This is a genomic window from Pseudomonas sp. TE3911 (assembly GCF_054062775.1).
Genome location: NZ_JBSSFP010000001.1, coordinates 4,842,529 through 4,865,023, shown reverse-complemented (window position 1 = coordinate 4,865,023; position 22,495 = coordinate 4,842,529). Strand labels below are relative to the sequence as shown.

The following is a 22,495-nucleotide window of genomic DNA, read 5'->3' as shown; positions in this document are numbered from 1 at the left end:
AACTTTAAATCTCAACGGGGGTGTCGGGGTGGTTGCCCCATTCGCCCCAGGAACCGGCATAACCTTTGACTCGGGGATAACCGAGCGCCTTGGCCACCAGGTAGGTGAAGCCAGAGCGGTGGTGAGTCTGGCAGTGGGTGATGATTTCTTTATCTTTCGTCAGCCCGAGGTCTTCGAGGATCTGCGGCATGTCGCGGCGGATACGCAGGTTGCGTGCCTTGTCCATGCCGGCAGTCCATTCGAAATTTACCGCGCCGGGGATGTGCCCGCCTTTGGCGGCGAGTACCTTCTCGCCGGAATATTCCAGCGGGCCGCGTGCGTCCCAGATACCCAGGTCGGCCGCGCCGAGACGGCTTTGCAGGTATTCGCGGGTGGCCGTGGGGCCGTCATGCAGCGTGAGCCTGACGGGGCCGCCGACGGGGCCGGGCACTTCGGTGGAAACGGGGTATTTCTCCTCCAGCCAGGCCAGCAGGCCGCCGTCGAGGTAGTGGTATTTCTGGTGGCCGATTACGTCGAGCAGCCAGATAAAGCGCCCGGCCCAGCCGCCGCCTTCGTCGTCGTACACCACGTAGGTGGCGTCGGGCGTATGGCCCAATTCGCCGAAGAGTTTTTCCAGGTCGGCTTTATTGGGCAGCAGGCCGGGAGCCGGCGGCTGGCCCAGTTGGGTGCGCTTAGGGTCAACGAAATGCGCGCCGGGGATATGCCCTTCGGCGTAGCAGACGGCACTGGTGAGGTCCACCAGAATCAGGTGTTCGGCATCCAGTTGACCGAGCAGGTCGCTGGATTCGATCACCAGCGGCAAGCCAGAGAAGTCAGGCATGTGAGGTCTCCTGGGCACAAATGTTGGCGATAAAGGACGGCGATTGTAGCGCAAGCATTAGGCGCTGCGGTTGGTAAAGCTGTGCAGGGCTTTCTCTATGCACTGGGCGGTTTTGCCGAAAGCCTGCACGGTGGTTTCCGAAAACGGTCCGCCGCCCTGGTCGGCGACCATCAGCATTACCACGCGGCCGTTGCAGCTCATCGAACGCAACAGCAGGTGTTCGCCTGTGAACAGACGGCGCAGGATCGGCGGCAGCAAGGCCGAGAACTGCGCGTGGTTATCCGGCGTGAGGCGTACTTGGGCGGATTTCTCCAGCAGGCGCTGTAGCAGCGTGCTGTTGACCACGTCCAGGCTCAGGTTGGCGGCGTCTTTGGGCAGACCGTCGGCCTGGTGCACGCGCAAGGTGCTCAGGGCGCGATCGGCCATGAACAACAAGACTCGCTGCATGCCGCTGGCCACCAGAGCTTCCTTGGCGCAGGTGGTCAAATGCATGGCGTTGGCAAAGCGGCTTGGTTCCAACAGCAGTTCGGTGCAGCGGTTACGCCACACGGCCAGGGCCTCGGCAGTCGGTGGCGGCGCCGGCAGCAGGCCGCGATGAATCTTCTGCACATTCCACGGCCAGATCAGCGACAGCGCCGGGTGCCAGAGGTCGGGCATTAGAGTGCTGCGGGCGCTGGTGACGGCTTGTTGGTGAGATTGTTGCTGCACTTCAGCCAGCGGTTGCTGCAAATACAGCGCGGTAAGGTATTGCCAGCGTTGAGTGTGCGGGCAGGTCCAAGACTCTTGGGCTGACATCGCCAGGCCGTTGGCTAGCAGCACGGTATTGGCCGGCTGGTTCAGCCAACGGCGCAGGTTGGGTTCGGCGTCTAGCAATTGCTGATGGCGCAACGAGTCGTCTTCACGGGCGATATGAAGTGCCTTGACCAGCAAGCGTTGCTCGTTCAACAGCAGGTTATAGCCCTGGGATACCCAGATCGGTAGGTGCCAGGCTTCGGTCAGGCCGAGGCACAGGTCCAGCAGGCGCACGCCGAACAGCTCCTGCTCGACTTTGCGTGCAGGCTCGCCCTTATGGATGACACGCAGTTCCCACTCTTCAAGGAGCTTGGGGTAGGCAACGGCCATCGGCCACAGCGGCGACAGAAACAGCAGGCTACCCCAGTGGATGTCTTGCCAAAGCCGCGCCAGACGACTGCCGAACAGACCGTTGGCTTGCTGCGACGCGTGCTGGCTCACCAGCAACAGTTGACGCAATGCTACGGGAATCTCTTGGGCGGGCACCGAGGGCAGGCGCGCCAGCAGTTCCTCGGCGCGCTTGAGGCCCAGGCGATTGAGCGCTACTTCGAGGTTTTCCGCCGGCTCCGCCAGGCTGCCATGGTTATGGCTGTTGGCCTCGCGCATGACGCTGAGTACCAAAGCCGGGCTGTTTTGCATCAGTTCGGCAATATCTCGCAACGAACTGCGGCTGTCGCGGATGGCTTTGCACACACGGTCGTGGCTGGCCTGGGGAACTGGCAGCAGCACGTCGTCCAGGCGCTTGATCCAAGCGGCGAGAGAGATAGGTCTTACAGATGGGACTGTCGTTTCATTAGCCATGATTGGGGCGCGATCATCACTTGCGGTCAACACGCCCGGAGCGGGCCGAACTGGCTTTTCGCCTTAACGGGCTATAGTCTGGCGCAGTTTTGCCGATAAGAGGAACAAGAGTTTTCCAGTTCCCCCAAATATGTCCATGAACCCGACGGCGCAAGTACTCATCTCCTATGGCTAAAATTATCGGCATCATCGTCGTCTTCGCGAGCGTGCTCGGCGGGTACGTCCTGTCCCACGGTAAAATTGCGGCACTGATCCAGCCTTTCGAGGTGATGATCATTGGCGGTGCTGCACTGGGCGCTTTCCTTCAGGCCAACCCCGGTTACATGACTATGCACGTGGTCAAGAAATCGCTGGCCATGTTCGGTTCGCGCTTCACTCATACCTTCTACCTGGAAGTGCTGGGCCTGGTGTACGAGATCCTCAACAAGAGCCGCCGCGAAGGCATGATGGCCATTGAGGCCGACATCGAGGACGCCTCCGCCAGCCCGATTTTTGCCAAGTACCCGGCCGTGCTCAAAGACGAGCGCATGACCGCCTATATCTGCGATTACCTGCGCATCATGTCCTCCGGCAACATGGCTCCCCATGAGCTGGAAGGCCTGTTCGACATGGAATTGTTCAGCCTTAAAGAAGAGTTGGAGCATCCTTCCCATGCCGTGACCGGTGTGGCCGACGGCATGCCCGGCTTTGGTATCGTCGCGGCGGTACTCGGTATCGTGGTGACCATGGCCTCCCTGGGCGAGGGCGATCAGGCGGCCATCGGTATGCACGTAGGTGCGGCGCTGGTGGGTACCTTCTTCGGTATTCTCGCCGCTTACGGTTTCTTCGGCCCGCTGGCCACCTCCCTGGCTCATGATGCCAAGGAAGAAATCAACCTGTACGAATCGATCAAGGCCAGTCTGGTAGCGTCCGCGTCCGGCATGCCGCCATCGTTGGCAGTGGAGTTCGGTCGCAAGGTCTTGTACCCGAAGCATCGCCCAAGTTTCGCCGAGCTGGAACAAGCGGTTCGCGGTCGCTAAGCCATGGAAAACAACCAGCCGATAATCATCAAGCGCGTCAAGCGCTTCGCTGCGGGGCACCATGGCGGCGCCTGGAAAATCGCCTTCGCCGACTTTGCGACGGCGATGATGGCGTTCTTCCTGGTGCTGTGGCTGATGTCGACCGCCACTCCCGAACAGAAGATCGCCATCGCCGGTTACTTCAAAGACCCGATTGGCTTCTCGGAGAGCGGCACGCCCTTTGTGATCGACCTGGGCGGCTCGCCGCAGTTGGCCCCTGAGCGCACCATCAATCCAGAGGTCAAGACCGAATCGCCTCAGGAGAACATCCCGATCGAGCGCGACACCGTCGAGAGCATGGCTGAACAGGTTGAGCAGGAACGCCTGGAGCTGTTGCTGCAAGAGTTGCAGACCAAGGTGGATGAAAATCCGCAGTTGCTGAAATTCAAGGATCAGATCTCGTTCGAGATCACTCCGGAAGGCTTGCGCATCCAGATCACTGATGCCGCCAACCGGCCGATGTTCGATTCCGGCAGTGCGCGGCTGAAGCCGTACTTCGAAGACATCCTGCTGGCCATGGCTGACACCATCAAGGCAGTGCCGAACAAGATAAGCATCAGCGGCCACACGGACGCCAAGCCGTATGCCGGCCAGGGTGACTTCGGCAACTGGGAACTCTCGGCCAACCGCGCCAACGCTGCCCGTCGTGCGTTGGTGGCAGGCAGCTACCCCGACCCGCAAGTGGCGCGCGTGGTGGGTTTTGCCTCCTCGCAGCTATTTGAACCCAAGGATCCGTTCAATCCGATTAACCGGCGCATTGATATCGTCGTGCTGACCAAGAAGGCTCAGCGTGCGATTGAAGGTGATCAGCCACCTGTCGTGCCAACCCCAGGTGCGGGCGCGCCGGGCGAAGTGCCGGTTGACCCGAATGCCATTCCGTCAGGGCAGGAGCCGTTGCCGGCCCATGAACTGCGGCAGAAGCTGAACCTGTTTGACGATGGTGGGATGAAGGATCCTACGGCGCCTAAGACGGGCTCGTAAGTTCTTTTGCGGTTGTGATGAGCGGGGCAAGCCCGCTCATCACCAAAAGCCCGCTCACCCGCAACGCGGCGGGCGGTTTAGTAACTGCTCTCGGGCAAGCTCGCAATAATCGACCGATAGCTGTTCATCCGCTGCTGCTGCACACGGCCATCGTCCAGGGCCTTGAGCAACGCACAGCCCGGCTCGCGGTCGTGTTTGCAGTCGCGGAAGCGGCACGTACCGATCAGGTCGTTGAACTCGATAAAGCCGGCTTCCACATCGCTGCGGCTGACGTGGCCGAGGCCGAACTCTCGAATGCCCGGGGAGTCGATCAGTTCACCGCCGCCGGGGAAGTGGAACAATCGCGCGGTGGTGGTCGTATGAGTGCCCTGGCCGGACAGTTCCGACAGCGGGCCTACACGGGTGTCTACTTCCGGCAGCAGGCTGTTGACCAGCGATGACTTGCCAACGCCCGACTGGCCGACAAACACACTGATGCGTCCGTCCAACTGCTGTTGCAGCTGTTCCATGCCGTTGCCGTGGTGAGCCGAGACTTCCAGCACTGGGTAACCCAAGGTGCGGTAGACCGCCAGCAACGCATTGAGCGCTGGGGCGTTCTGCTCGTCGATCAGGTCGAATTTGTTCAGCAGCAACAGCGGGCGAATACCAGCATGCTCAGCCGCCACCAAATAGCGGTCGATCAGGTTGGCATGGGGCTCGGGCAACGGTGCGAACACGATCACGATCATGTCGACGTTGGCCGCTACCGGCTTGAGTTGGCCGCGGCTGTCAGGACGACGCAGTTCGGTGGTGCGCGGCAGTTGGGCGACGATCACGCCGATGCCTTGGTTGCCGGCGCGCCACACCACCTTGTCGCCGGTGACCAGTGCAGGCAGGTTGGCGCGCAAGTGGCAGCGGGATACTTGGCCTGCGAGTTCGCCTTCCAGCGCCTCGACTTCGACCTGCACACCAAAGTGCGCGATCACCAGGCCCGTTTGCTCGGGGCCCAGGTCGCCGCCCTCGAGCGCTTCCACGGCGGAGGATTCACGTTTGGCGGCGCGTGCGGCGCGCTCACCTTGAATCTTTTCGATGCGCCAGTTTTGGCGACGGTTGAGCTGGCGTTTGGCCATTGGTGTTCCGTGTCGATAATGCAAAGGTTGGGTGAAACGGTCGCGAGTCTAGCACGGCCCCGCCTGCTAAACTGCGCAGCTACGCCAAGGTGCCAAGAGAATCAAGCCATGCAAAACCCACAGAACCTGATTTGGATCGATCTGGAAATGACCGGTCTGAACCCTGACACCGACGTCATCATCGAGATGGCGACCATTGTCACCGACAGCAACCTCAACACCTTGGCCGAAGGTCCGGTGATCGCCATCCACCACAGCGACGCCGTGCTCGCCACCATGGACGAGTGGAACACCCGTACCCATGGCAACTCCGGTCTGACTCAGCGTGTACGCGACAGCCGAATCAGCATGGCCGAAGCCGAAGCCGAAACCATTGCCTTTCTGGAACAGTGGGTGCCCAAGGGCAAATCGCCGATCTGCGGCAACAGCATCTGCCAGGACCGCCGCTTCCTTTATACCCACATGAAGGCGCTGGAAAGCTACTTCCACTACCGCAACCTGGATGTGTCCACGCTCAAGGAACTGGCCGCGCGCTGGGCGCCGGAAGTCAAAGACAGCTTCCATAAAGGCAGCACCCATCTGGCGCTGGATGATATTCGCGAGTCGATCGCCGAGCTGCAGCATTACCGCAAGCATTTCATCAAAGCTTGAAATGGGGGCGGCTGACCGGGCGCCATCTCAGACAAGCCAGCTCCCACAGTTGAATGTATTCCCAGGTCCAAATGTGGGAGGGGGCTTGCCCCCGATGCAGGCAACTCGTTTTATCGCCAAGCGCCCCCTTTTGGTGCCATCAGCAAATGATTAGACTGCCGGCCTCTTTGCAAGGATCGCCATCATGCTGCTGATGCTCTACCTCATCGCCATCACCGCCGAAGCCATGACCGGTGCCTTGTCGGCTGGTCGGCGCGGCATGGACTGGTTTGGTGTGGTGCTGATCGCTTGCGTAACGGCGCTGGGCGGCGGCTCGGTGCGCGATGTGCTGTTGGGGCATTACCCGCTGACGTGGGTCAAGCATCCGGAATACCTGGTGCTGACCTCGGTGGCGGCGCTGGTGACGATCTTTATCGCGCCGCTGATGCGTCACCTGCGCTCGCTGTTTCTAGCGCTGGACGCCGTAGGCCTGGTGGCCTTCACGCTGATCGGCTGCATGACTGCACTGGAAATGGGCCACGGCATGCTGGTGGCCTCGGTCAGCGGGGTGATCACCGGCGTCTTCGGCGGCATTCTCCGGGATATCTTCTGCAACGACATTCCGCTGATCTTCCGCCGTGAGCTGTACGCCAGCGTGTCATTTCTGGCCGCCTGGTTCTACTTGCTCTGTCTGTATCTGGAATTGCCCAGCGAGCAAGCAATTCTGCTGACCCTGTTCAGCGGCTTTCTATTGCGCCTGCTGGCGATCCGTTTTCACTGGGAAATGCCCAAGTTCGTCTACAACGACGACGTGCACTAGCGCGTAGCGTGTTGGTTCAGCGCCCATTCCACATGTTCGCGCACCAACTCCGACGGGTAATCCCTGCGTGCCTTCAAGGCTTCCAGCACCGGAATGCTTGACGGCGCATTGCCCAGGCCCACCGCGAGGTTGCGCAGCCAGCGCTCGTAGCCCGCGCGGCGCAGGGGTGAACCTTCGGTGCTGCTGAGGAATTTATCCTCATCCCACATAAACAGTTCGGCCAGTTCTGCGTTATCCAGGTTATGCCGTGGCTTGAAATCGCCCTCCGCGGTGGATCGAGCGAAACGATTCCACGGACAAACGATCTGACAGTCATCACAACCGAACACCCGATTGCCGATCAATGGGCGCAGGTCTTCAGGGATCGCGTTCTTCAGTTCAATGGTCAGGTAGGAAATGCAGCGCCGGGCGTCCAGCACATAGGGACCGACGAAGGCATTGGTTGGGCAGATATCCAGGCAGGCGGTGCAGCGGCCGCAGTGTTCGGTGTTGTGGGGCTCATCCACCGGCAGTGGCAAATCGACGAACAGTTCGCTGAGGAAGAAATAACTGCCGGCCTTGCGGTTGAGTACCAGGGTGTTTTTACCGATCCAGCCCAGGCCGGCTTTTTCGGCGATGGCTTTTTCCAGTACGGGGGCGCTGTCGACGAATGCACGAAAGCCAAATGGGCCGATCTGTGCCTGAATGCGGTCGGCCAGTTGCTGTACGCGCTTACGGATCAGTTTGTGGTAGTCGCGGCCCAGGGCGTAGCGCGAGATGTAGGCTTTTTCCGGCTGGGCCAGCAGTTGCGCCATTTGTGTGTCGCCAGGCAGGTAGTCCATGCGCAGCGACACCACGCGCAACGTGCCGGGCACGAGCTCGTCGGGATGGGAGCGCTTGCTGCCATGGGCGCCCATGTAGTCCATCTCGCCGTGGTAACCCGCGTCTAGCCAACGTTGCAGGTGCTGTTCATGCTCGGCCAGGTCCAGGCCGCTGATGCCGACTTGTTGAAAGCCCAGTTCGCGGCCCCAGTCTTTGATCGATTGGGCGAGGGCGGGCAGATCAGAGGTAATAGCGGGCATGAGACACGGGAAACCACAGGTTAGATGCGTATAATTCTGCCAGACATCGGAGCTTGAAGACGCATGCCGCAGACAAAACACGAAATAACCGACGTTCAGTCCTTGTTGCCCGGCCATTTGCCGCAACTGGCTGCGCGTTCCCCGGACGCCCATAAAGGCCAGTTCGGCCATTTGTTGGTCATTGGTGGCGACCGCGGCTTTGGCGGCGCTGCGCTGTTGAGCGCGGAAAGTGCCTTGCGCAGCGGCGCCGGCATGGTGTCCCTGGCCACTCGCCTTGAACACGTGCCTGCCGCGTTGGCCCGCGTGCCTGAGGTCATGACCGTGGGCGTGAGTTCGGCGAACCAGCTTATGGGCTTGCTGGAAAAAATCTCGGTAATCGTTATTGGTCCGGGGTTGGGTGAGGCGTCCTGGGGTAAAAGCCTGCTATCGGTTGCCGCCAACGCGCTGCTGCCGCAGGTGTGGGACGCAGACGCGCTGAATCAGCTGGCTACCGGCAATGTGAGTCTTCCGAGCGGTAGCGTGATTACGCCGCATCCGGGCGAGGCTGCGCGCTTATTGGGCATTTCTACAGCCGAGGTTCAGGCCGATCGCCTTAAGGTGGCGCGCGCGTTGAGCCAGAAATTCAGTGCAGTGGCTATCCTCAAGGGTGCTGGCAGTTTGATTGCCTGCCCCGATGGACGTGTTTCCCGTTGTGATCAGGGGCATCCAGCGATGGCCACAGCGGGCCTTGGCGATGTACTGGCCGGGCTGGTGGGCGCGTTAATGGCCCAAGGCATGCCTGCTTATGAAGCGAGCTGCCTGGCTGTGTGGTTGCACGCTACGGCGGGGGACCGCCAGGGCAGCCTGGGTCGCGGCTTGGCGGCCAGCGACCTGATACCGGCCATTCGTCAATTGTTGGAGGAGCAATCGCCGTGCCTGAAGTAATCCTTTTCCTGGCCAATGAAGACGCCATGGTCGCGCTCGGTCATCGTATTGCACAGGTCACGGGCGCAGCGGGGCTCATCTTTCTCGAAGGTGACCTGGGGGCGGGCAAGACGACGTTGTCCCGAGGCATCATTCGCGGTTTGGGGCACGCAGGGGCGGTGAAAAGCCCAACGTTCACTTTGGTCGAGCCCTATGAGATCGGTGCGTTGCGTGCTTTCCACTTCGACCTCTATCGTTTGGTCGATCCCGAAGAGCTGGAGTACATGGGCATCCGTGATTACTTTGACGAAGACGCACTGTGCCTAATCGAGTGGCCAGATAAAGGCACAGGCTTTTTGCCAAAGCCGGACCTGACCATTACCATTACGCCGCGTGAATCAGGACGTCAGCTGAAGTTGTTGCCCCAGAGTGCGCGCGCAGAGTCGTGGTGCGCCGCTTTGGCATTGGAATTCAAATAATTGGTGGGGTTAGGTATGCGCTTTCGCGCGTTGGTTGCTGTCGTAGGGGTGTTGCTTGCGGCAATGACTGTCAATGCTCTGGCTGCTTCACAGGTGAAAAGTGTTCGCCTGTGGCGAGCACCGGATAACACGCGACTGGTGTTCGACCTGTCTGGCCCGGTCCAGCACAGCGTCTTTACTCTCACGGCGCCTGATCGCCTGGTGATCGACATCAACGGTGCGACCCTGGCCGCGCCGCTCAAAGTGTCTACTGCCAACACCCCGATCACCGCCATGCGCTCGGCCCAGCGCACGCCCACCGATTTGCGCGTTGTCATCGATCTGAAAAAAGTCGTGACGCCGAAAAGCTTCTCCCTGGCGCCGAATGCCCAATATGGCAACCGACTGGTGGTCGACTTGTTCGACAACGCTGCCGATGCCGCACCGCCGCCTGCGCCGACCCCGAGCGTGGCAACGGTGCCTGCCGTGCCTGTCAGCCCGTCGCAACCTCAGGTCAAGTTGCCACCGCCGCCACCGGCCCCGGCTGGCAAACGCGACATTATCGTAGTGATCGATGCCGGCCATGGTGGTGAAGACCCGGGTGCTTCCGGCTCACGCGGCCAGCATGAAAAAGACGTGGTACTGGCTATCGCCCGTGAGTTGCAGCGTCAGATCAACGGTATGAAAGGCTATCGCGCCGAACTTACCCGTACCGGCGACTACTTCATTCCGCTGCGCGGCCGTACCGAAATCGCCCGTAAGAAAGGTGCCGACCTGTTTGTGTCAATTCACGCCGATGCTGCGCCGTCGTCCGCTGCGTTCGGTGCCTCGGTGTTTGCGTTGTCTGATCGCGGGGCCACGTCCGAGACTGCTCGTTGGCTGGCGGACAGCGAAAACCGTTCCGACTTGATCGGCGGTGCCGGCAACGTGTCCCTCGATGACAAGGACAAGATGCTCGCTGGCGTTCTGCTCGACCTGTCGATGACCGCTTCGCTGACTTCCAGCTTGAATGTCGGCCAGAAGGTCTTGAGCAACATCGGTCGCGTGACTTCGCTGCACAAGCAGCGTGTGGAGCAGGCCGGCTTTATGGTGTTGAAGTCTCCGGACATCCCATCGATTCTGGTGGAAACCGGGTTCATCTCCAACGCCAACGAAGCCTCCAAGCTGGCCAGCGCCAGCCATCAGCAGGCGTTGGCGCGTTCCATCAGTGCCGGCGTGCGCCAGTTCTTCCAGCAGAACCCGCCGCCGGGCACTTACGTTGCTTGGCTGCGTGACTCCGGCAAGATCGCCCAAGGCCCGCGTGACCATCGCGTGCAGCCCGGCGATACCTTGGCGATGCTTGCGGTGCGTTTCCAAGTCTCGGCCGCGACATTGCGCAGTGCCAACAACCTGAAAACCGATGAGTTGAAAGTCGGTCAGGTGTTGACCATCCCAGGCACAGAATTGGCGGCGCAGTAATGAGCGAATCTACCTTGAACAGCGGGTCGCGCATTGAGTTGCTCAGCCCGCGCCTGGCTAACCAGATTGCAGCGGGTGAGGTTGTTGAGCGCCCTGCATCGGTGATCAAGGAGCTGCTGGAAAACAGCATCGACTCTGGTGCAAAGCGCATCGATGTCGATGTGGAGCAGGGCGGTGTCAAGTTGTTGCGGGTACGTGACGATGGCAGCGGCATCTCTTCCGATGACCTGCCCCTGGCCCTGGCCCGTCACGCCACCAGCAAAATCCGCGATCTGGAAGACCTTGAGCGGGTCATGAGCCTGGGCTTTCGCGGTGAGGCTTTGGCTTCGATCAGCTCCGTGGCGCGTCTGACCCTGACATCGCGCACCCGCGATGCCGAGCAGGCCTGGCAAGTGGAAACCGAAGGCCGCGACATGGCGCCTCGGGTCCAGCCGGCCGCACACCCGGTGGGCACCTCGGTGGAAGTGCGCGACCTGTTCTTCAACACCCCGGCACGGCGCAAATTCCTCAAGGCCGAGAAAACCGAATTCGATCACCTGCAAGAAGTCATCAAGCGCCTGGCCCTGGCCCGCTTCGACGTGGCCTTCCATCTGCGGCACAACGGCAAGACCATCCTCAGCCTGCACGAGGCTCATGACGACGCCGCGCGCGCTCGGCGAGTGTCTGCGATTTGCGGCGGCGGGTTCCTGGAGCAGGCGCTGCCGATCGAGATCGAGCGCAATGGCCTGCGTCTGTGGGGCTGGGTTGGCTTGCCGACCTTCTCCCGCAGCCAGGCTGACTTGCAGTATTTTTTCGTGAATGGCCGTGCGGTGCGCGACAAACTGGTGGCCCACGCGGTGCGTCAGGCGTATCGCGACGTGCTGTTCAACGGGCGTCATCCGACATTTGTGCTGTTTTTTGAGGTCGATCCCTCGGTAGTCGACGTCAACGTGCACCCGACCAAGCACGAAGTACGTTTCCGTGATGGGCGCATGGTGCATGACTTCCTCTATGGCACCTTGCACCGCGCGCTGGGCGATGTGCGCCCGGACGATCAACTGTCGGCTCCGATAGTGACCGCTGTGGTGCGTCCGAGCGGTCCCGAAGCGGGTGAGTTCGGCCCCCAGGGCGAAATGAGCCTGGCGGCCAACCTGCTGCAATCGCCGCAGTCGCAGCCTGCTTACACCGCACCGGGCTCTGGGGCTGGCGCGGGCTATCAATACCAATACACCCCGCGCCCGCAATCGACCGTGCCAGTGGCCGAGGCCCAGGCGGCCTACCGCGAATTCTTCGCGCCTCTGCCAGGCGCCGAGCCGGGCGCAGTTGCCTTGCCGGAGGGTGGCGGTGATATTCCTCCGCTGGGGTATGCGCTGGCGCAGCTCAAAGGCATCTATATCCTCGCGGAAAACGCTCATGGCCTGGTGCTGGTGGACATGCACGCCGCCCACGAGCGGATCATGTACGAACGACTGAAAATCGCCATGGCCAGCGAAGGCCTCAGCGGTCAGCCGCTGCTGGTGCCGGAGTCTCTTTCCGTCAGTCAGCGTGAAGCCGATTGCGCCGAAGAGCACCACAGCGTGTTCCAGAAACTGGGCTTTGAACTGCAACGCCTGGGCCCGGAAACCCTGGCGATCCGCCAGATTCCCGCGCTGCTCAAGCAGGCCGAAGCCAACCGGCTGGTGGCCGACGTGCTGGCGGACCTGATGGAGTACGGCACCAGTGACCGTATCCAGGCACACATCAACGAATTGCTCGGCACCATGGCGTGCCACGGCGCCATCCGCGCTAACCGACGCCTGGCCTTGCCGGAAATGAACGGCCTGTTGCGCGACATGGAAAACACCGAGCGCAGCGGACAATGCAACCATGGCCGGCCGACCTGGACCCAGATGGGCCTGGACGATCTGGACAAACTGTTCTTGCGCGGCCGTTGATGAGTGCCCTGCCCCCCGCGATCTTCCTGATGGGCCCTACGGCCGCCGGTAAGACCGACCTGGCCATTGAGCTGACCAAGGTGTTGCCTTGCGAGCTTATTAGTGTCGACTCTGCCCTGGTTTACCGGGACATGGACATCGGCACGGCCAAGCCGTCTAAAGCCCAATTGGCTCAGCATCCGCACCGCCTGATCGACATCATTGACCCGGCCGAGAGCTATTCGGCCGCTGACTTTCGTACCGACGCCTTGGTCGCCATGGCCGAGATCACCGCGCGGGGCAATATTCCGCTGCTGGTGGGCGGCACGATGCTCTATTACAAAGCCTTGCAGGAAGGTCTGGCGGATATGCCGCCGGCCGACGCTCAAGTGCGTGCGGAGCTCGAAGAAGAAGCTGCACGCTTCGGTTGGCAGGCCCTGCACGATCAGTTGGCTGCGGTTGATCCAGTCTCGGCCGCGCGCATTCACCCTAACGATCCCCAGCGTCTCAGTCGCGCCCTGGAAGTCTGGCGTGTCAGCGGCCAGACCATGACTGAACTGCGGCTTAAACAAAGTGCGCAAAGTGCTGACGCAGGCGCATCTGGACAGTCACAATTGCCCTATACTGTGGCGAATCTGGCCATCGCTCCGGCAAATCGCCAGGTGCTGCATGAACGAATTGCACAAAGATTCACAATTATGTTGGAACAGGGGTTTATCGACGAGGTCGTAGCACTGCGTTCCAGAGGTGACCTGCATCCAGGGTTGCCTTCGATACGTGCTGTAGGCTATCGCCAAGTCTGGGATCATCTGGATGGCAAGCTGACGTCAGCCGAAATGCAGGAGCGCGGAATCATTGCCACGCGCCAATTGGCGAAACGCCAGTTCACCTGGCTGCGCAGCTGGAGCGATTTGCACTGGTTGGACAGCCTGGACAGCGACAATCTGTCACGCGCCTTGAAATACTTGGGAACGGTCTCCATATTGAGCTGAGTCCTTGCAATTGCCGTCTATCCTTGGGGGTGTGACGGCCTTGAGCTATCTATTTTCCGATTTTTTATTATTGATCCTTAAAGGAGTGCGGCACATGTCAAAAGGGCATTCGCTACAAGACCCTTACTTGAATACTTTACGTAAAGAGAAAGTTGGGGTTTCCATCTATCTGGTCAACGGTATCAAGCTTCAAGGCACGATCGAGTCGTTCGACCAGTTCGTGATCCTGCTGAAAAACACCGTCAGCCAGATGGTTTACAAGCACGCTATCTCGACAGTCGTTCCAGTTCGTCCAATCCGTCTGCCTAGCGCAGCTGGTGACGAACAAGGTGACGCTGAGCCAGGTAACGCCTGATAGGAGTCTCCTTTGTTCTTTGAGCGCCACGGTGGTGGTGAGCGAGTAATCCTCGTTCACTTGGATGGACAGGACCCTGAGGCGCGCGAAGATCCGCAGGAGTTTCAGGAGTTGGCAAATTCGGCCGGCGCCGAGACCGTTGCGTTTTTTAACGTGCCGCGTCATCGGCCAACCGCCAAATTTCTGATTGGCAGCGGCAAGGTCGAGGAATTGCGCGACCTGGTCCACGCCGAAGAAGCCGATCTGGTGATCTTCAATCACACCCTCACGCCCAGTCAGGAACGTAACCTCGAACGTGTTTTCGAGTGTCGCGTGATCGACCGTACCGGCCTTATCCTCGATATTTTCGCCCAGCGCGCCCGTACCCATGAGGGCAAGCTCCAGGTAGAACTGGCCCAGCTTGACCACATGAGCACCCGGCTGGTTCGCGGCTGGACTCACCTTGAGCGTCAAGGTGGTGGTATAGGCATGCGCGGCCCGGGTGAAACCCAGCTCGAAACCGACCGACGCCTGTTACGGGTTCGCCTGCGTCAGATCAAGGGGCGCCTGGAAAAAGTGCGCAGCCAGCGCGAGCAATCGCGACGCGGGCGTTCCCGAGCGGATATCCCTACTGTGTCCCTGGTGGGCTATACCAACGCAGGCAAGTCCACGTTGTTCAACAACGTGACCAAATCCGACGTTTACGCAGCCGACCAACTCTTCGCCACCCTCGATCCGACCTTGCGCCGTTTGGACATTGACGACCTCGGCCCGATCGTCCTGGCTGACACGGTGGGTTTCATTCGTCACTTGCCCCACAAGCTGGTCGAGGCATTTCGGTCTACGCTCGAAGAGTCGAGCAATTCCGACCTACTGTTGCACGTGATCGATGCGGCCGAACCGGATCGCATGTTGCAGATTGAGCAGGTGATGGTGGTGCTGGGCGAGATTGGTGCCCAGGACTTGCCGATCCTTGAGGTGTATAACAAACTCGATTTGCTTGAAGGCGTTGAGCCACAAATCCAGCGCGACGAGAACGGCAGGCCCCAACGGGTATGGCTGTCGGCGCGTGATGGCAGTGGTTTGGAGCTGCTTGAACAGGCCATTGCCGAATTGCTCGGCAGCGATTTGTTTGTCGGCACCTTGCGCTTGCCTCAGCGTTTTGCTCGACTGCGTGCACAGTTTTTCGAGCTGGGCGCGGTACAGAAAGAAGAACACGACGAAGAAGGTGTCAGCTTGCTGGCCGTTCGGTTGCCGCGCTCGGAGCTCAATCGGCTGGTCAGCCGTGAAGGTGTAGTCCCGACAGAGTTCATCGAACAACACACTTTGCAATAAAAGCCTCCGAAAGCGGTTGTGCCGCAGTAGCAGGCATTCTGTAGCATTGGTCGGCGCGCCGTGGGCGCGTCTTTGCTTTATCAGATGGAGAGCGCTATGGCTTGGAATGAGCCGGGTGGCAACTCGAATAATCAGGATCCTTGGGGTGGTAAGCGCCGCAATAATGGCGACCGCAAGGGGCCACCAGATCTCGACGAGGCCTTCCGAAAGCTGCAGGAAAGCCTGAATGGGTTGTTCGGTGGTGGAAAAAAACGTGGTGGTGACGACGGTGGTCGCACAAGCAAGGGCGGCGGCTATGGCCTGCTGGGCCTCGGTCTTGTCGTGCTGGCGTCCGTATGGCTGTACAGCGCAGTCTACGTCGTGGACGAGCAGGAGCAGGCCGTGGTGCTGCGCTTCGGCAAGTACTACGAAACGGTCGGGCCGGGTCTGAATATCTACTTCCCGCCGATCGACAAGAAGTACATGGAGAATGTCACGCGTGAGCGTGCCTACACCAAGCAGGGCCAGATGCTGACCGAAGACGAGAACATCGTCGAAGTGCCGCTGACTGTGCAGTACAAGATCAGCAACCTGCAGGACTTCGTGCTGAACGTTGATCAGCCGGAAATCAGCCTGCAGCACGCAACCGAAAGCGCCCTGCGCCACGTGGTGGGTTCCACTGCGATGGACCAGGTGCTGACCGAAGGTCGTGAATTGATGGCCAGCGAGATCAAGGAGCGCCTGCAACGGTTCCTCGATACCTATCGCACCGGCATCACTGTCACTCAGGTAAACGTACAGAGCGCAGCTGCACCGCGCGAAGTGCAGGAAGCCTTCGATGACGTGATCCGCGCCCGTGAAGACGAGCAGCGTTCGCGCAACCAGGCTGAAACCTATGCCAACGGCGTTGTGCCGGAAGCTCGTGGTCAGGCCCAGCGTATCCTTGAGGATGCCAACGGTTACCGTGACGAAGTGGTTTCCCGCGCCAAGGGTGAGGCGGATCGCTTTACCAAACTGGTCGCCGAATATCGCAAAGCTCCTGAAGTCACCCGTGAGCGTCTGTACCTGGACACCATGCAGGAAGTCTTCAGCAACACCAGCAAGGTCCTCGTGACCGGCAGCAAGGGTGGGCAGAACAACCTGCTGTACCTGCCGTTGGACAAGATGATCGAAGGTGGTCGTAGCAGCACCAGCGCACCGGCCTCCGGCTCCAATGCCGCTGCCAACGAAGCGAGCGCCCGTGCCGCCGCTGACTTGCTGCAACAGCAATCACGTACCAGGGAGAGTCGTTGATGAGCAATAAATCGCTGACAGCCCTGATTGTGGGCGTCGTGGTGGTCATCGCTGCCTGGAACTGCTTCTACATCGTGGCTCAGACCGAGCGTGCGGTGCTGCTGCAATTCGGTCGCGTGGTTCAGGCGGATGTCCAGCCGGGCTTGCATGTGAAAGTGCCCTACGTCAACCAAGTGCGCAAGTTCGACGCCCGCCTGATGACCCTGGATGCACCAACACAACGCTTCCTGACCCTGGAAAAGAAAGCCGTGATGGTTGATGCCTACGCCAAGTGGCGCGTCAAGGATGCCGAGCGCTTCTACACTGCGACCTCCGGCCTCAAGCAGATTGCCGACGAGCGTTTGTCGCGCCGTCTGGAATCGGGCCTGCGTGACCAGTTTGGTAAGCGCACCCTGCACGAGGTGGTATCCGGTGAGCGTGACGCACTGATGGCTGACATCACGCGTTCGCTCAACACGATGGCGGAAAAAGAGCTGGGTATCGAAGTGGTCGATGTTCGGGTCAAGGCTATCGACCTGCCTAAAGAAGTGAATCGCAGCGTGTTCGAGCGAATGAGCACCGAGCGTGAGCGAGAGGCTCGTGAGCACCGCGCCAAGGGTAACGAGCTGGCTGAAGGTATCCGCGCGGATGCCGACCGTCAGCGTCGCGTACTGCTGGCAGAAGCCTATCGCGAGTCTGAAGAGGCCCGTGGTGATGGTGATGCTCAAGCTGCGGCGATCTACGCCAAGGCGTACGGCCAGGACCAGGAGTTCTACGCGTTCTACCGTAGCCTGCGCGCCTATCGTGAAAGCTTCGCAAACAAAACCGACGTCATGGTGCTGGACCCAAGCAGCGACTTTTTCCGCTACCTGGAAAAGTCCAAGTAATCAGCCTGTGATTTTGTAGGGCGCACTCCGTCGGGCGGCTAAAATGCCTGGCGGGGTGATCCTTTCAGAAAACGGGTGTATGATGCGGCAGCCGGGAAATTCCCGGCTTTTTTGCGTCTGCATGTTTGATTCGGCAGGCGTGACAGGTTTTTCGAGGAAAGTGCCCGACGAGGCCGTTTACAGGCCGTTCGTCACGTCGCTCTTGCGCGTGGTTTATGCAGGGGGCGGGTATTTTCTGCTTCACTCAAGGCTCGGCCGAGGGCTGGCCGCCCGGATCAAAGGGGAATGGCGTAATGGCAACGGTAGACCGCTGGCTGCTGCCAGATGGCATCGAAGAAGTACTGCCACCAGAAGCTGCGCGCATTGAAGTAGCGCGTCGCCAGGTGTTGGATCTGTTCCAGAGCTGGGGTTACGAGTTTGTCGTAACTCCTCATATCGAGTACCTGGAATCCCTGCTGACCGGCGCGGGCCAGGACCTGGATCTGCGCACCTTCAAGGTCATTGATCCGCAATCGGGCCGGCAAATGGGCTTTCGGGCAGACATCACGCCGCAGGTGGCGCGCATCGATGCGCACACCCTGCGCCGCGAAGGCCCTAGCCGTCTTTGCTACGCCGGTAGCGTGCTGCATGCTCAGCCGCGTGCCTTGTCGTCTTCCCGTAGCCCCATCCAGCTGGGCGCCGAGTTGTACGGTGATGCCAGCCCGAGCAGCGACGTTGAAGTGATCAGCTTGATGCTGGCCATGCTGCAACTGGCTGACGTGCCTGATGTCCACATGGACCTGGGTCACGTCGGTATCTACCGTGGCCTGGCCCGTGCGGCAGGTTTGTCCGGTGAGGTAGAGCAACAGCTGTTCGATGCCCTGCAGCGTAAGGCTATCGATGAAGTAATCGCACTGACCGAAGGTGTGCCTGCCGACCTGGCTGGCATGCTGCGCGCGCTGGTGAATCTGTGCGGCGGCCGTGAAGTGCTGGCAGCTGCGCGTGAACGCCTGGCCAATGCGCCTGCGCCGGTACTGGCGGCGCTGGATGATGTGCTGGCGATTGCCGAGCAGCTGTCGGCACGTTTCCCTGATTTGCCGCTGTACTTTGATTTGGGCGAGCTGCGCGGTTACCACTACCACACCGGTGTGGTGTTTGCGGTGTTTGTTCCGGGCGTTGGCCAGGCCATCGCCCAAGGCGGTCGTTACGACGATATCGGCGCCGACTTCGGTCGTGCGCGTCCGGCGACTGGCTTCTCCACCGATTTGAAAACCCTGGTGACCCTGGGGCGTGCTGAGGTCGAGCTGCCGTCTGGTGGCATTTGGATGCCCGACAGTACGGACGCAGCACTCTGGCAGCAGGTTTGCCAGTTGCGCAGTGAGGGTCAGCGTGTTGTCCAGGCCTTGCCTGGCCAGCCATTGGCCGCCGCCCGTGAAGCGGACTGCGACCGGCAATTGATTCTGCAGAACGGGCTTTGGCAAGTATCGCCACTGGCTTCTTGAGTTTTCCTGCCGGCCATCGCCGGCACCAAGTTTGCGCGAATGAGGACAAGTGTTATGGGTAAGAATGTCGTAGTCCTGGGCACCCAATGGGGTGATGAGGGCAAAGGCAAGATCGTTGATCTGCTGACCGAACATGCTGCCGCCGTAGTGCGCTACCAAGGTGGCCACAACGCTGGCCATACCCTGGTCATCGATGGCGAAAAAACCGTCTTGCACCTGATCCCGTCGGGCGTCTTGCGCGAAGGTGTGCAGTGCCTGATCGGCAACGGCGTGGTGGTTGCACCTGACGCCCTGCTGCGCGAGATCATCAAGCTGGAAGAGAAGGGCGTACCGGTGCGCGAGCGCCTGCGTATCAGCCCATCCTGCCCGCTGATCCTGTCCTTCCACGTTGCGCTGGACCAGGCCCGTGAAAAGGCCCGTGGCGAGCTGAAGATCGGTACGACCGGTCGCGGCATCGGCCCAGCCTACGAAGACAAAGTTGCACGTCGTGGCCTGCGTGTGGGCGATCTGCTCAACATGCCGCGTTTTGAAGACAAGCTGCGTGAGCTGGTGGACTACCACAACTTCATGCTGGTCGGTTACTACAAAGAGCCAGCCATTGAGTTCGACAAGACCCTGGCCGAGTGCAAGGAATACGCTGAGCTGCTCAAGCCGCTGATGCTGGACGTGACGGCCGAGCTGCACGACCTGCGTCGTGCTGGCAAAGACATCATGTTCGAAGGCGCCCAAGGTTCGTTGCTGGACATCGACCACGGCACCTACCCGTACGTGACCAGCTCCAACACCACCGCTGGCGGCGTTGCGACCGGGTCGGGCGTTGGCCCGATGTTCCTGGACTACATCCTGGGCATCACCAAGGCTTACACCACGCGCGTAGGTTCGGGCCCATTCCCGACTGAGCTGTTTGACGAAGTCGGTGCGCACCTGGCCAAACAAGGTCACGAGTTCGGTGCTACCACCGGTCGTGCCCGTCGTTGCGGCTGGTTCGACGCCGTTATCCTGCGTCGCGCTATCGATGTGAACAGCATCTCGGGCATCTGCTTTACCAAGCTGGATGTACTCGACGGTCTGGAAACCATCAACATCTGCGTCGGCTACAAAGATGCGGAAGGCAATGATGTTGCTCCGACTGATGCTGACAGCTACGTAGGCTTGCAGCCTGTGTACGAAGAAGTGCCGGGCTGGACCGAATCGACCGTGGGTGCTAAGACCCTGGAAGAGCTGCCGGCCAACGCCCGCGCTTACATCAAGCGTGTCGAAGCGCTGATCGGTGCGCCGATTGACATTATTTCGACGGGCCCGGACCGCAACGAAACTATCGTTCTGCGTCATCCGTTCGCTTAATAAGCTGTTGATGTAAAAAGCAAAGGGCTCCTTCGGGAGCCCTTTGTCGTTTCTGTTTGCCAAGCGGCACGACCCTTGCTGTGTTTCTCTTTTTCGCGGTGCTATCAAATTAATGGCACCCGTGGTGGAGGGATTCTTGATGTCTGCCGTTCTGTCGTTGTTACAAAGTCGTCTGTTGCGACCGGTCTTCGTTACCTTGGGTATCGCCCTTTTGGTGCAAGTGCTGGTGGCGGTCGCTCTAACCCGGAGCACCGTCACTGCACTGGAAGCTGATTTGGGTAATCGTCTGGGTATCGATAGCCAGAAGCTGTCTGGTGAGTTGGCCCAAGCCGCTAAGGAGGTCACGTCAAGCCTCGATAGCTTGTCTGCCAGCACTCGGCAACGTCTGACGGCAGGGCTTTCCACACGCCTGCAGGAAGAGCAGAAGCAGCTGCGTGCGACCCTGGAAAAAGACTTGAAGGATTCCGCCAACGACATGGCGCAGCTGCTGGCTTCGGTGGCGCCCCGCGCCATGTGGGACAGCGACGTACCTACATTGTCCGAGTTTGCCCGACGCGCCCAGCGCAATCCCAACGTGCTGTTTGTGGTCTACGACGACGCAGCGGGTGAGCATCTAACCCGTTACCTTAATCGCGAAAATCCGATCAACAAGGCGCTGCTGGAAAAAGGCCAAGGCGACCGCGCCTTGGACAAAGTGCTGAATGCCGCGAAAAACGACCCTTCGGTGTTCTACGTTGAGGCCTCCATCAGCCCCAATGGCGTAGAAATCGGCAAAGTGCTCATGGGCGTATCGACTGCTTCGGTAGAGGCCGACCTGCAAGCACTGGACAAGCGCTTTGCCGCCCTGATTGCCAGCGGTGATCAGTTGGTCGGCGATAGTCTCAAAGGCGCCGCAGCCGACAGTGCGGCGGCCATGGGTGCTCGCCTGCAGTCGGCACAGGCCACTGCGACCCAGATGACTGCCAACACCACCGAGGCCGTGCAGGAGGCCGCGGGCACGCTGCGCTGGCGTATCGGCATGGGGTTGGCCGTAGTGGGTTTCGGCGTATTGGTGTTGATCGCTGTCGTGCTCGGTCGCCGCGTGGTCAATCGCCTGAAGTTGTTGATTGCCGCTATGGATGATCTGGCGGCGGGCGAGGGGGATCTCACCAAGCGCGTGCAGATCAGCAGCAAGGACGAAATCGGCGACATGGCCTCAGCGGTCAATCGCTTTGTGGATAAGTTGCAGCCCATCGTGCGCGAGGCGGGCGATGTGGCCCAGCGTACCGGTGTGGAGATTGGTGCCATGACCTTGCGTAATGCCGGTGCTGATGCGGCGGCTGGCTTGCAGCGCGACGAAGTGGCCGAGAGCTTGCGCGCGTTGTCGCAGATGGCCGACGAAGCCCAGGCCGAAAGCCACGCCATGCAGGCCGCATTGCAACAGGTCGTCGATATTCGCCAGGCCACGGATGAAAACTCACGCACTTCGGCTGAAGTCGGCAGCTTGATCGAAGCGTTGGCGGGGCAGGTCCAGGCTGGCTCACAGGTGATCGAACGGCTGGCTCAGCAAAGTGAGCAGATCGAAGTGGTGTTGACGGTAATCCATGGTATCGCCGAGCAAACCAACTTGCTGGCGCTCAACGCGGCCATTGAGGCGGCACGCGCTGGAGAGACCGGGCGCGGTTTTGCGGTGGTGGCGGACGAAGTGCGTGCGCTGGCCAGTAAAACCCAGAGCTCCACCGGTGATATCCAGGCGCATATCGTGGCGTTGCAACAGGGCGCGCGTGAGGCTGTGGAAACCATTGGCAAGGCCGGGCGCCAGGCCAGCGAAGGTTTACTGGTGCTGCGTGAGAGCGAGCGCTTGCAGCAGACGGTGCAGGCTTCGGTAGAGCAGGTGCATGCCGCGATCGGCTTGGCTACCCGTGCGGCTGAGCATCAGGCCCAGGGCGCCCATGCAGTGCGTGGTCGGGTGGAGGTGATCCATGCCCAGGCTGAGCGTGCCGCGCAGGCTGTGGTGGAAACGACCGCCAGTGGCAAAGTCCTGGATGGGTTGGCGGCGCAGTTGAAGGCGAGCTTGGGGCAGTTTCGCGCTTAGCATTGCCTCAATAG

20 protein-coding genes are annotated in these 22,495 nt (G+C 60.4%); 16 read left to right on the top strand and 4 right to left on the bottom strand.

Going from position 1 to position 22,495, the window contains the following annotated elements; all coding sequences use genetic code 11:
* Positions 1-4: 4 nt before the first annotated feature.
* Together ACVWXD_RS22095 and ACVWXD_RS22090 are read right to left on the bottom strand one after the other, a co-directional pair.
* Positions 5-820 carry a rhodanese-like domain-containing protein gene (locus tag ACVWXD_RS22095; RefSeq protein WP_401384462.1) on the bottom strand — a complete coding sequence of 272 codons (816 nt, stop codon included), beginning with the start codon at positions 818-820 and terminating at the stop codon, positions 5-7.
* A gap of 57 nt (positions 821-877) precedes the next feature.
* Positions 878-2,413, bottom strand: coding sequence for an HDOD domain-containing protein (locus ACVWXD_RS22090; RefSeq protein ID WP_032890462.1), 1,536 nt, complete (start codon positions 2,411-2,413; stop codon positions 878-880).
* A 167-nt stretch (positions 2,414-2,580) separates the two neighbouring features.
* Between ACVWXD_RS22090 and motA the strand changes: the two genes are divergently transcribed.
* Positions 2,581-3,432 (top strand): flagellar motor stator protein MotA, encoded by an 852-nt coding sequence (gene motA / locus ACVWXD_RS22085; protein ID WP_032890464.1) that lies wholly within the window; start codon positions 2,581-2,583, stop codon positions 3,430-3,432.
* A gap of 3 nt (positions 3,433-3,435) precedes the next feature.
* Positions 3,436-4,452: a flagellar motor protein MotB gene (gene motB / locus ACVWXD_RS22080; protein ID WP_181644096.1), complete on the top strand. Its 1,017-nt coding sequence runs from the start codon at positions 3,436-3,438 to the stop codon at positions 4,450-4,452.
* Between the two features lie 77 nt (positions 4,453-4,529).
* On the opposite strand, the gene rsgA is transcribed toward motB, so the two are convergent.
* Positions 4,530-5,561: a small ribosomal subunit biogenesis GTPase RsgA gene (rsgA, locus tag ACVWXD_RS22075; RefSeq protein WP_095186071.1), complete on the bottom strand. Its 1,032-nt coding sequence runs from the start codon at positions 5,559-5,561 to the stop codon at positions 4,530-4,532.
* 108 nt (positions 5,562-5,669) lie between these two features.
* Between rsgA and orn the strand changes: the two genes are divergently transcribed.
* Together orn and ACVWXD_RS22065 are read left to right on the top strand one after the other, a co-directional pair.
* A complete protein-coding gene (gene orn / locus ACVWXD_RS22070; protein WP_024073074.1) occupies positions 5,670-6,212 on the top strand; it encodes an oligoribonuclease in 543 nt (180 codons plus the stop codon).
* 181 nt (positions 6,213-6,393) lie between these two features.
* The gene (locus ACVWXD_RS22065; RefSeq protein WP_172681530.1) at positions 6,394-7,011 is read left to right on the top strand and encodes a trimeric intracellular cation channel family protein; all 618 of its coding nucleotides are present in this window, start codon (positions 6,394-6,396) and stop codon (positions 7,009-7,011) included.
* Here the strand turns inward: ACVWXD_RS22065 and queG are convergent.
* A complete protein-coding gene (queG, locus tag ACVWXD_RS22060) occupies positions 7,008-8,072 on the bottom strand; it encodes a tRNA epoxyqueuosine(34) reductase QueG (protein ID WP_457371319.1) in 1,065 nt (354 codons plus the stop codon). The two genes, ACVWXD_RS22065 and queG, sit on opposite strands and share 4 nt — an antisense overlap.
* Positions 8,073-8,135: 63 nt before the next feature.
* Between queG and ACVWXD_RS22055 the strand changes: the two genes are divergently transcribed.
* The 12 genes from ACVWXD_RS22055 to ACVWXD_RS22000 all read left to right on the top strand — a co-directional run bounded on the left by ACVWXD_RS22055 (position 8,136) and on the right by ACVWXD_RS22000 (position 22,481).
* On the top strand, positions 8,136-8,996 hold the full coding sequence (locus ACVWXD_RS22055; protein WP_179179595.1) for an NAD(P)H-hydrate dehydratase: 861 nt from the start codon (positions 8,136-8,138) through the stop codon (positions 8,994-8,996).
* On the top strand, positions 8,984-9,454 hold the full coding sequence (tsaE, locus tag ACVWXD_RS22050) for a tRNA (adenosine(37)-N6)-threonylcarbamoyltransferase complex ATPase subunit type 1 TsaE (protein ID WP_032890476.1): 471 nt from the start codon (positions 8,984-8,986) through the stop codon (positions 9,452-9,454). The genes ACVWXD_RS22055 and tsaE overlap by 13 nt, the downstream gene beginning before the upstream one ends.
* Before the next feature lie 15 nt (positions 9,455-9,469).
* Positions 9,470-10,891: an N-acetylmuramoyl-L-alanine amidase gene (locus ACVWXD_RS22045; RefSeq protein ID WP_032890478.1), complete on the top strand. Its 1,422-nt coding sequence runs from the start codon at positions 9,470-9,472 to the stop codon at positions 10,889-10,891.
* Positions 10,891-12,804 (top strand): DNA mismatch repair endonuclease MutL, encoded by a 1,914-nt coding sequence (gene mutL / locus ACVWXD_RS22040; protein WP_032890480.1) that lies wholly within the window; start codon positions 10,891-10,893, stop codon positions 12,802-12,804. Before ACVWXD_RS22045 ends, mutL begins: the two co-directional genes overlap by 1 nt.
* On the top strand, positions 12,804-13,775 hold the full coding sequence (gene miaA, locus ACVWXD_RS22035) for a tRNA (adenosine(37)-N6)-dimethylallyltransferase MiaA (protein WP_122756659.1): 972 nt from the start codon (positions 12,804-12,806) through the stop codon (positions 13,773-13,775). Before mutL ends, miaA begins: the two co-directional genes overlap by 1 nt.
* Positions 13,776-13,869: 94 nt before the next feature.
* The gene (gene hfq / locus ACVWXD_RS22030; protein WP_003188059.1) at positions 13,870-14,130 is read left to right on the top strand and encodes an RNA chaperone Hfq; all 261 of its coding nucleotides are present in this window, start codon (positions 13,870-13,872) and stop codon (positions 14,128-14,130) included.
* A gap of 12 nt (positions 14,131-14,142) precedes the next feature.
* Positions 14,143-15,444 carry a ribosome rescue GTPase HflX gene (gene hflX, locus ACVWXD_RS22025; RefSeq protein WP_032890483.1) on the top strand — a complete coding sequence of 434 codons (1,302 nt, stop codon included), beginning with the start codon at positions 14,143-14,145 and terminating at the stop codon, positions 15,442-15,444.
* 96 nt (positions 15,445-15,540) lie between these two features.
* Complete coding sequence (gene hflK, locus ACVWXD_RS22020; protein ID WP_032890485.1) at positions 15,541-16,716, top strand: FtsH protease activity modulator HflK; 1,176 nt, start codon at positions 15,541-15,543, stop codon at positions 16,714-16,716.
* Entirely contained in the window at positions 16,716-17,582 is an 867-nt protein-coding gene (gene hflC, locus ACVWXD_RS22015; protein WP_010213607.1) for a protease modulator HflC, read from the top strand. Before hflK ends, hflC begins: the two co-directional genes overlap by 1 nt.
* 293 nt (positions 17,583-17,875) lie before the next feature.
* Positions 17,876-19,063, top strand: coding sequence for an ATP phosphoribosyltransferase regulatory subunit (locus tag ACVWXD_RS22010; RefSeq protein ID WP_032890487.1), 1,188 nt, complete (start codon positions 17,876-17,878; stop codon positions 19,061-19,063).
* 54 nt (positions 19,064-19,117) lie between these two features.
* Positions 19,118-20,407, top strand: a complete 1,290-nt coding sequence (locus ACVWXD_RS22005; protein ID WP_032890489.1) for an adenylosuccinate synthase — start codon at positions 19,118-19,120, stop codon at positions 20,405-20,407.
* 139 nt (positions 20,408-20,546) lie between these two features.
* Positions 20,547-22,481 carry a methyl-accepting chemotaxis protein gene (locus ACVWXD_RS22000; protein WP_260367395.1) on the top strand — a complete coding sequence of 645 codons (1,935 nt, stop codon included), beginning with the start codon at positions 20,547-20,549 and terminating at the stop codon, positions 22,479-22,481.
* The last annotated feature ends 14 nt before the right edge of the window (positions 22,482-22,495 follow it).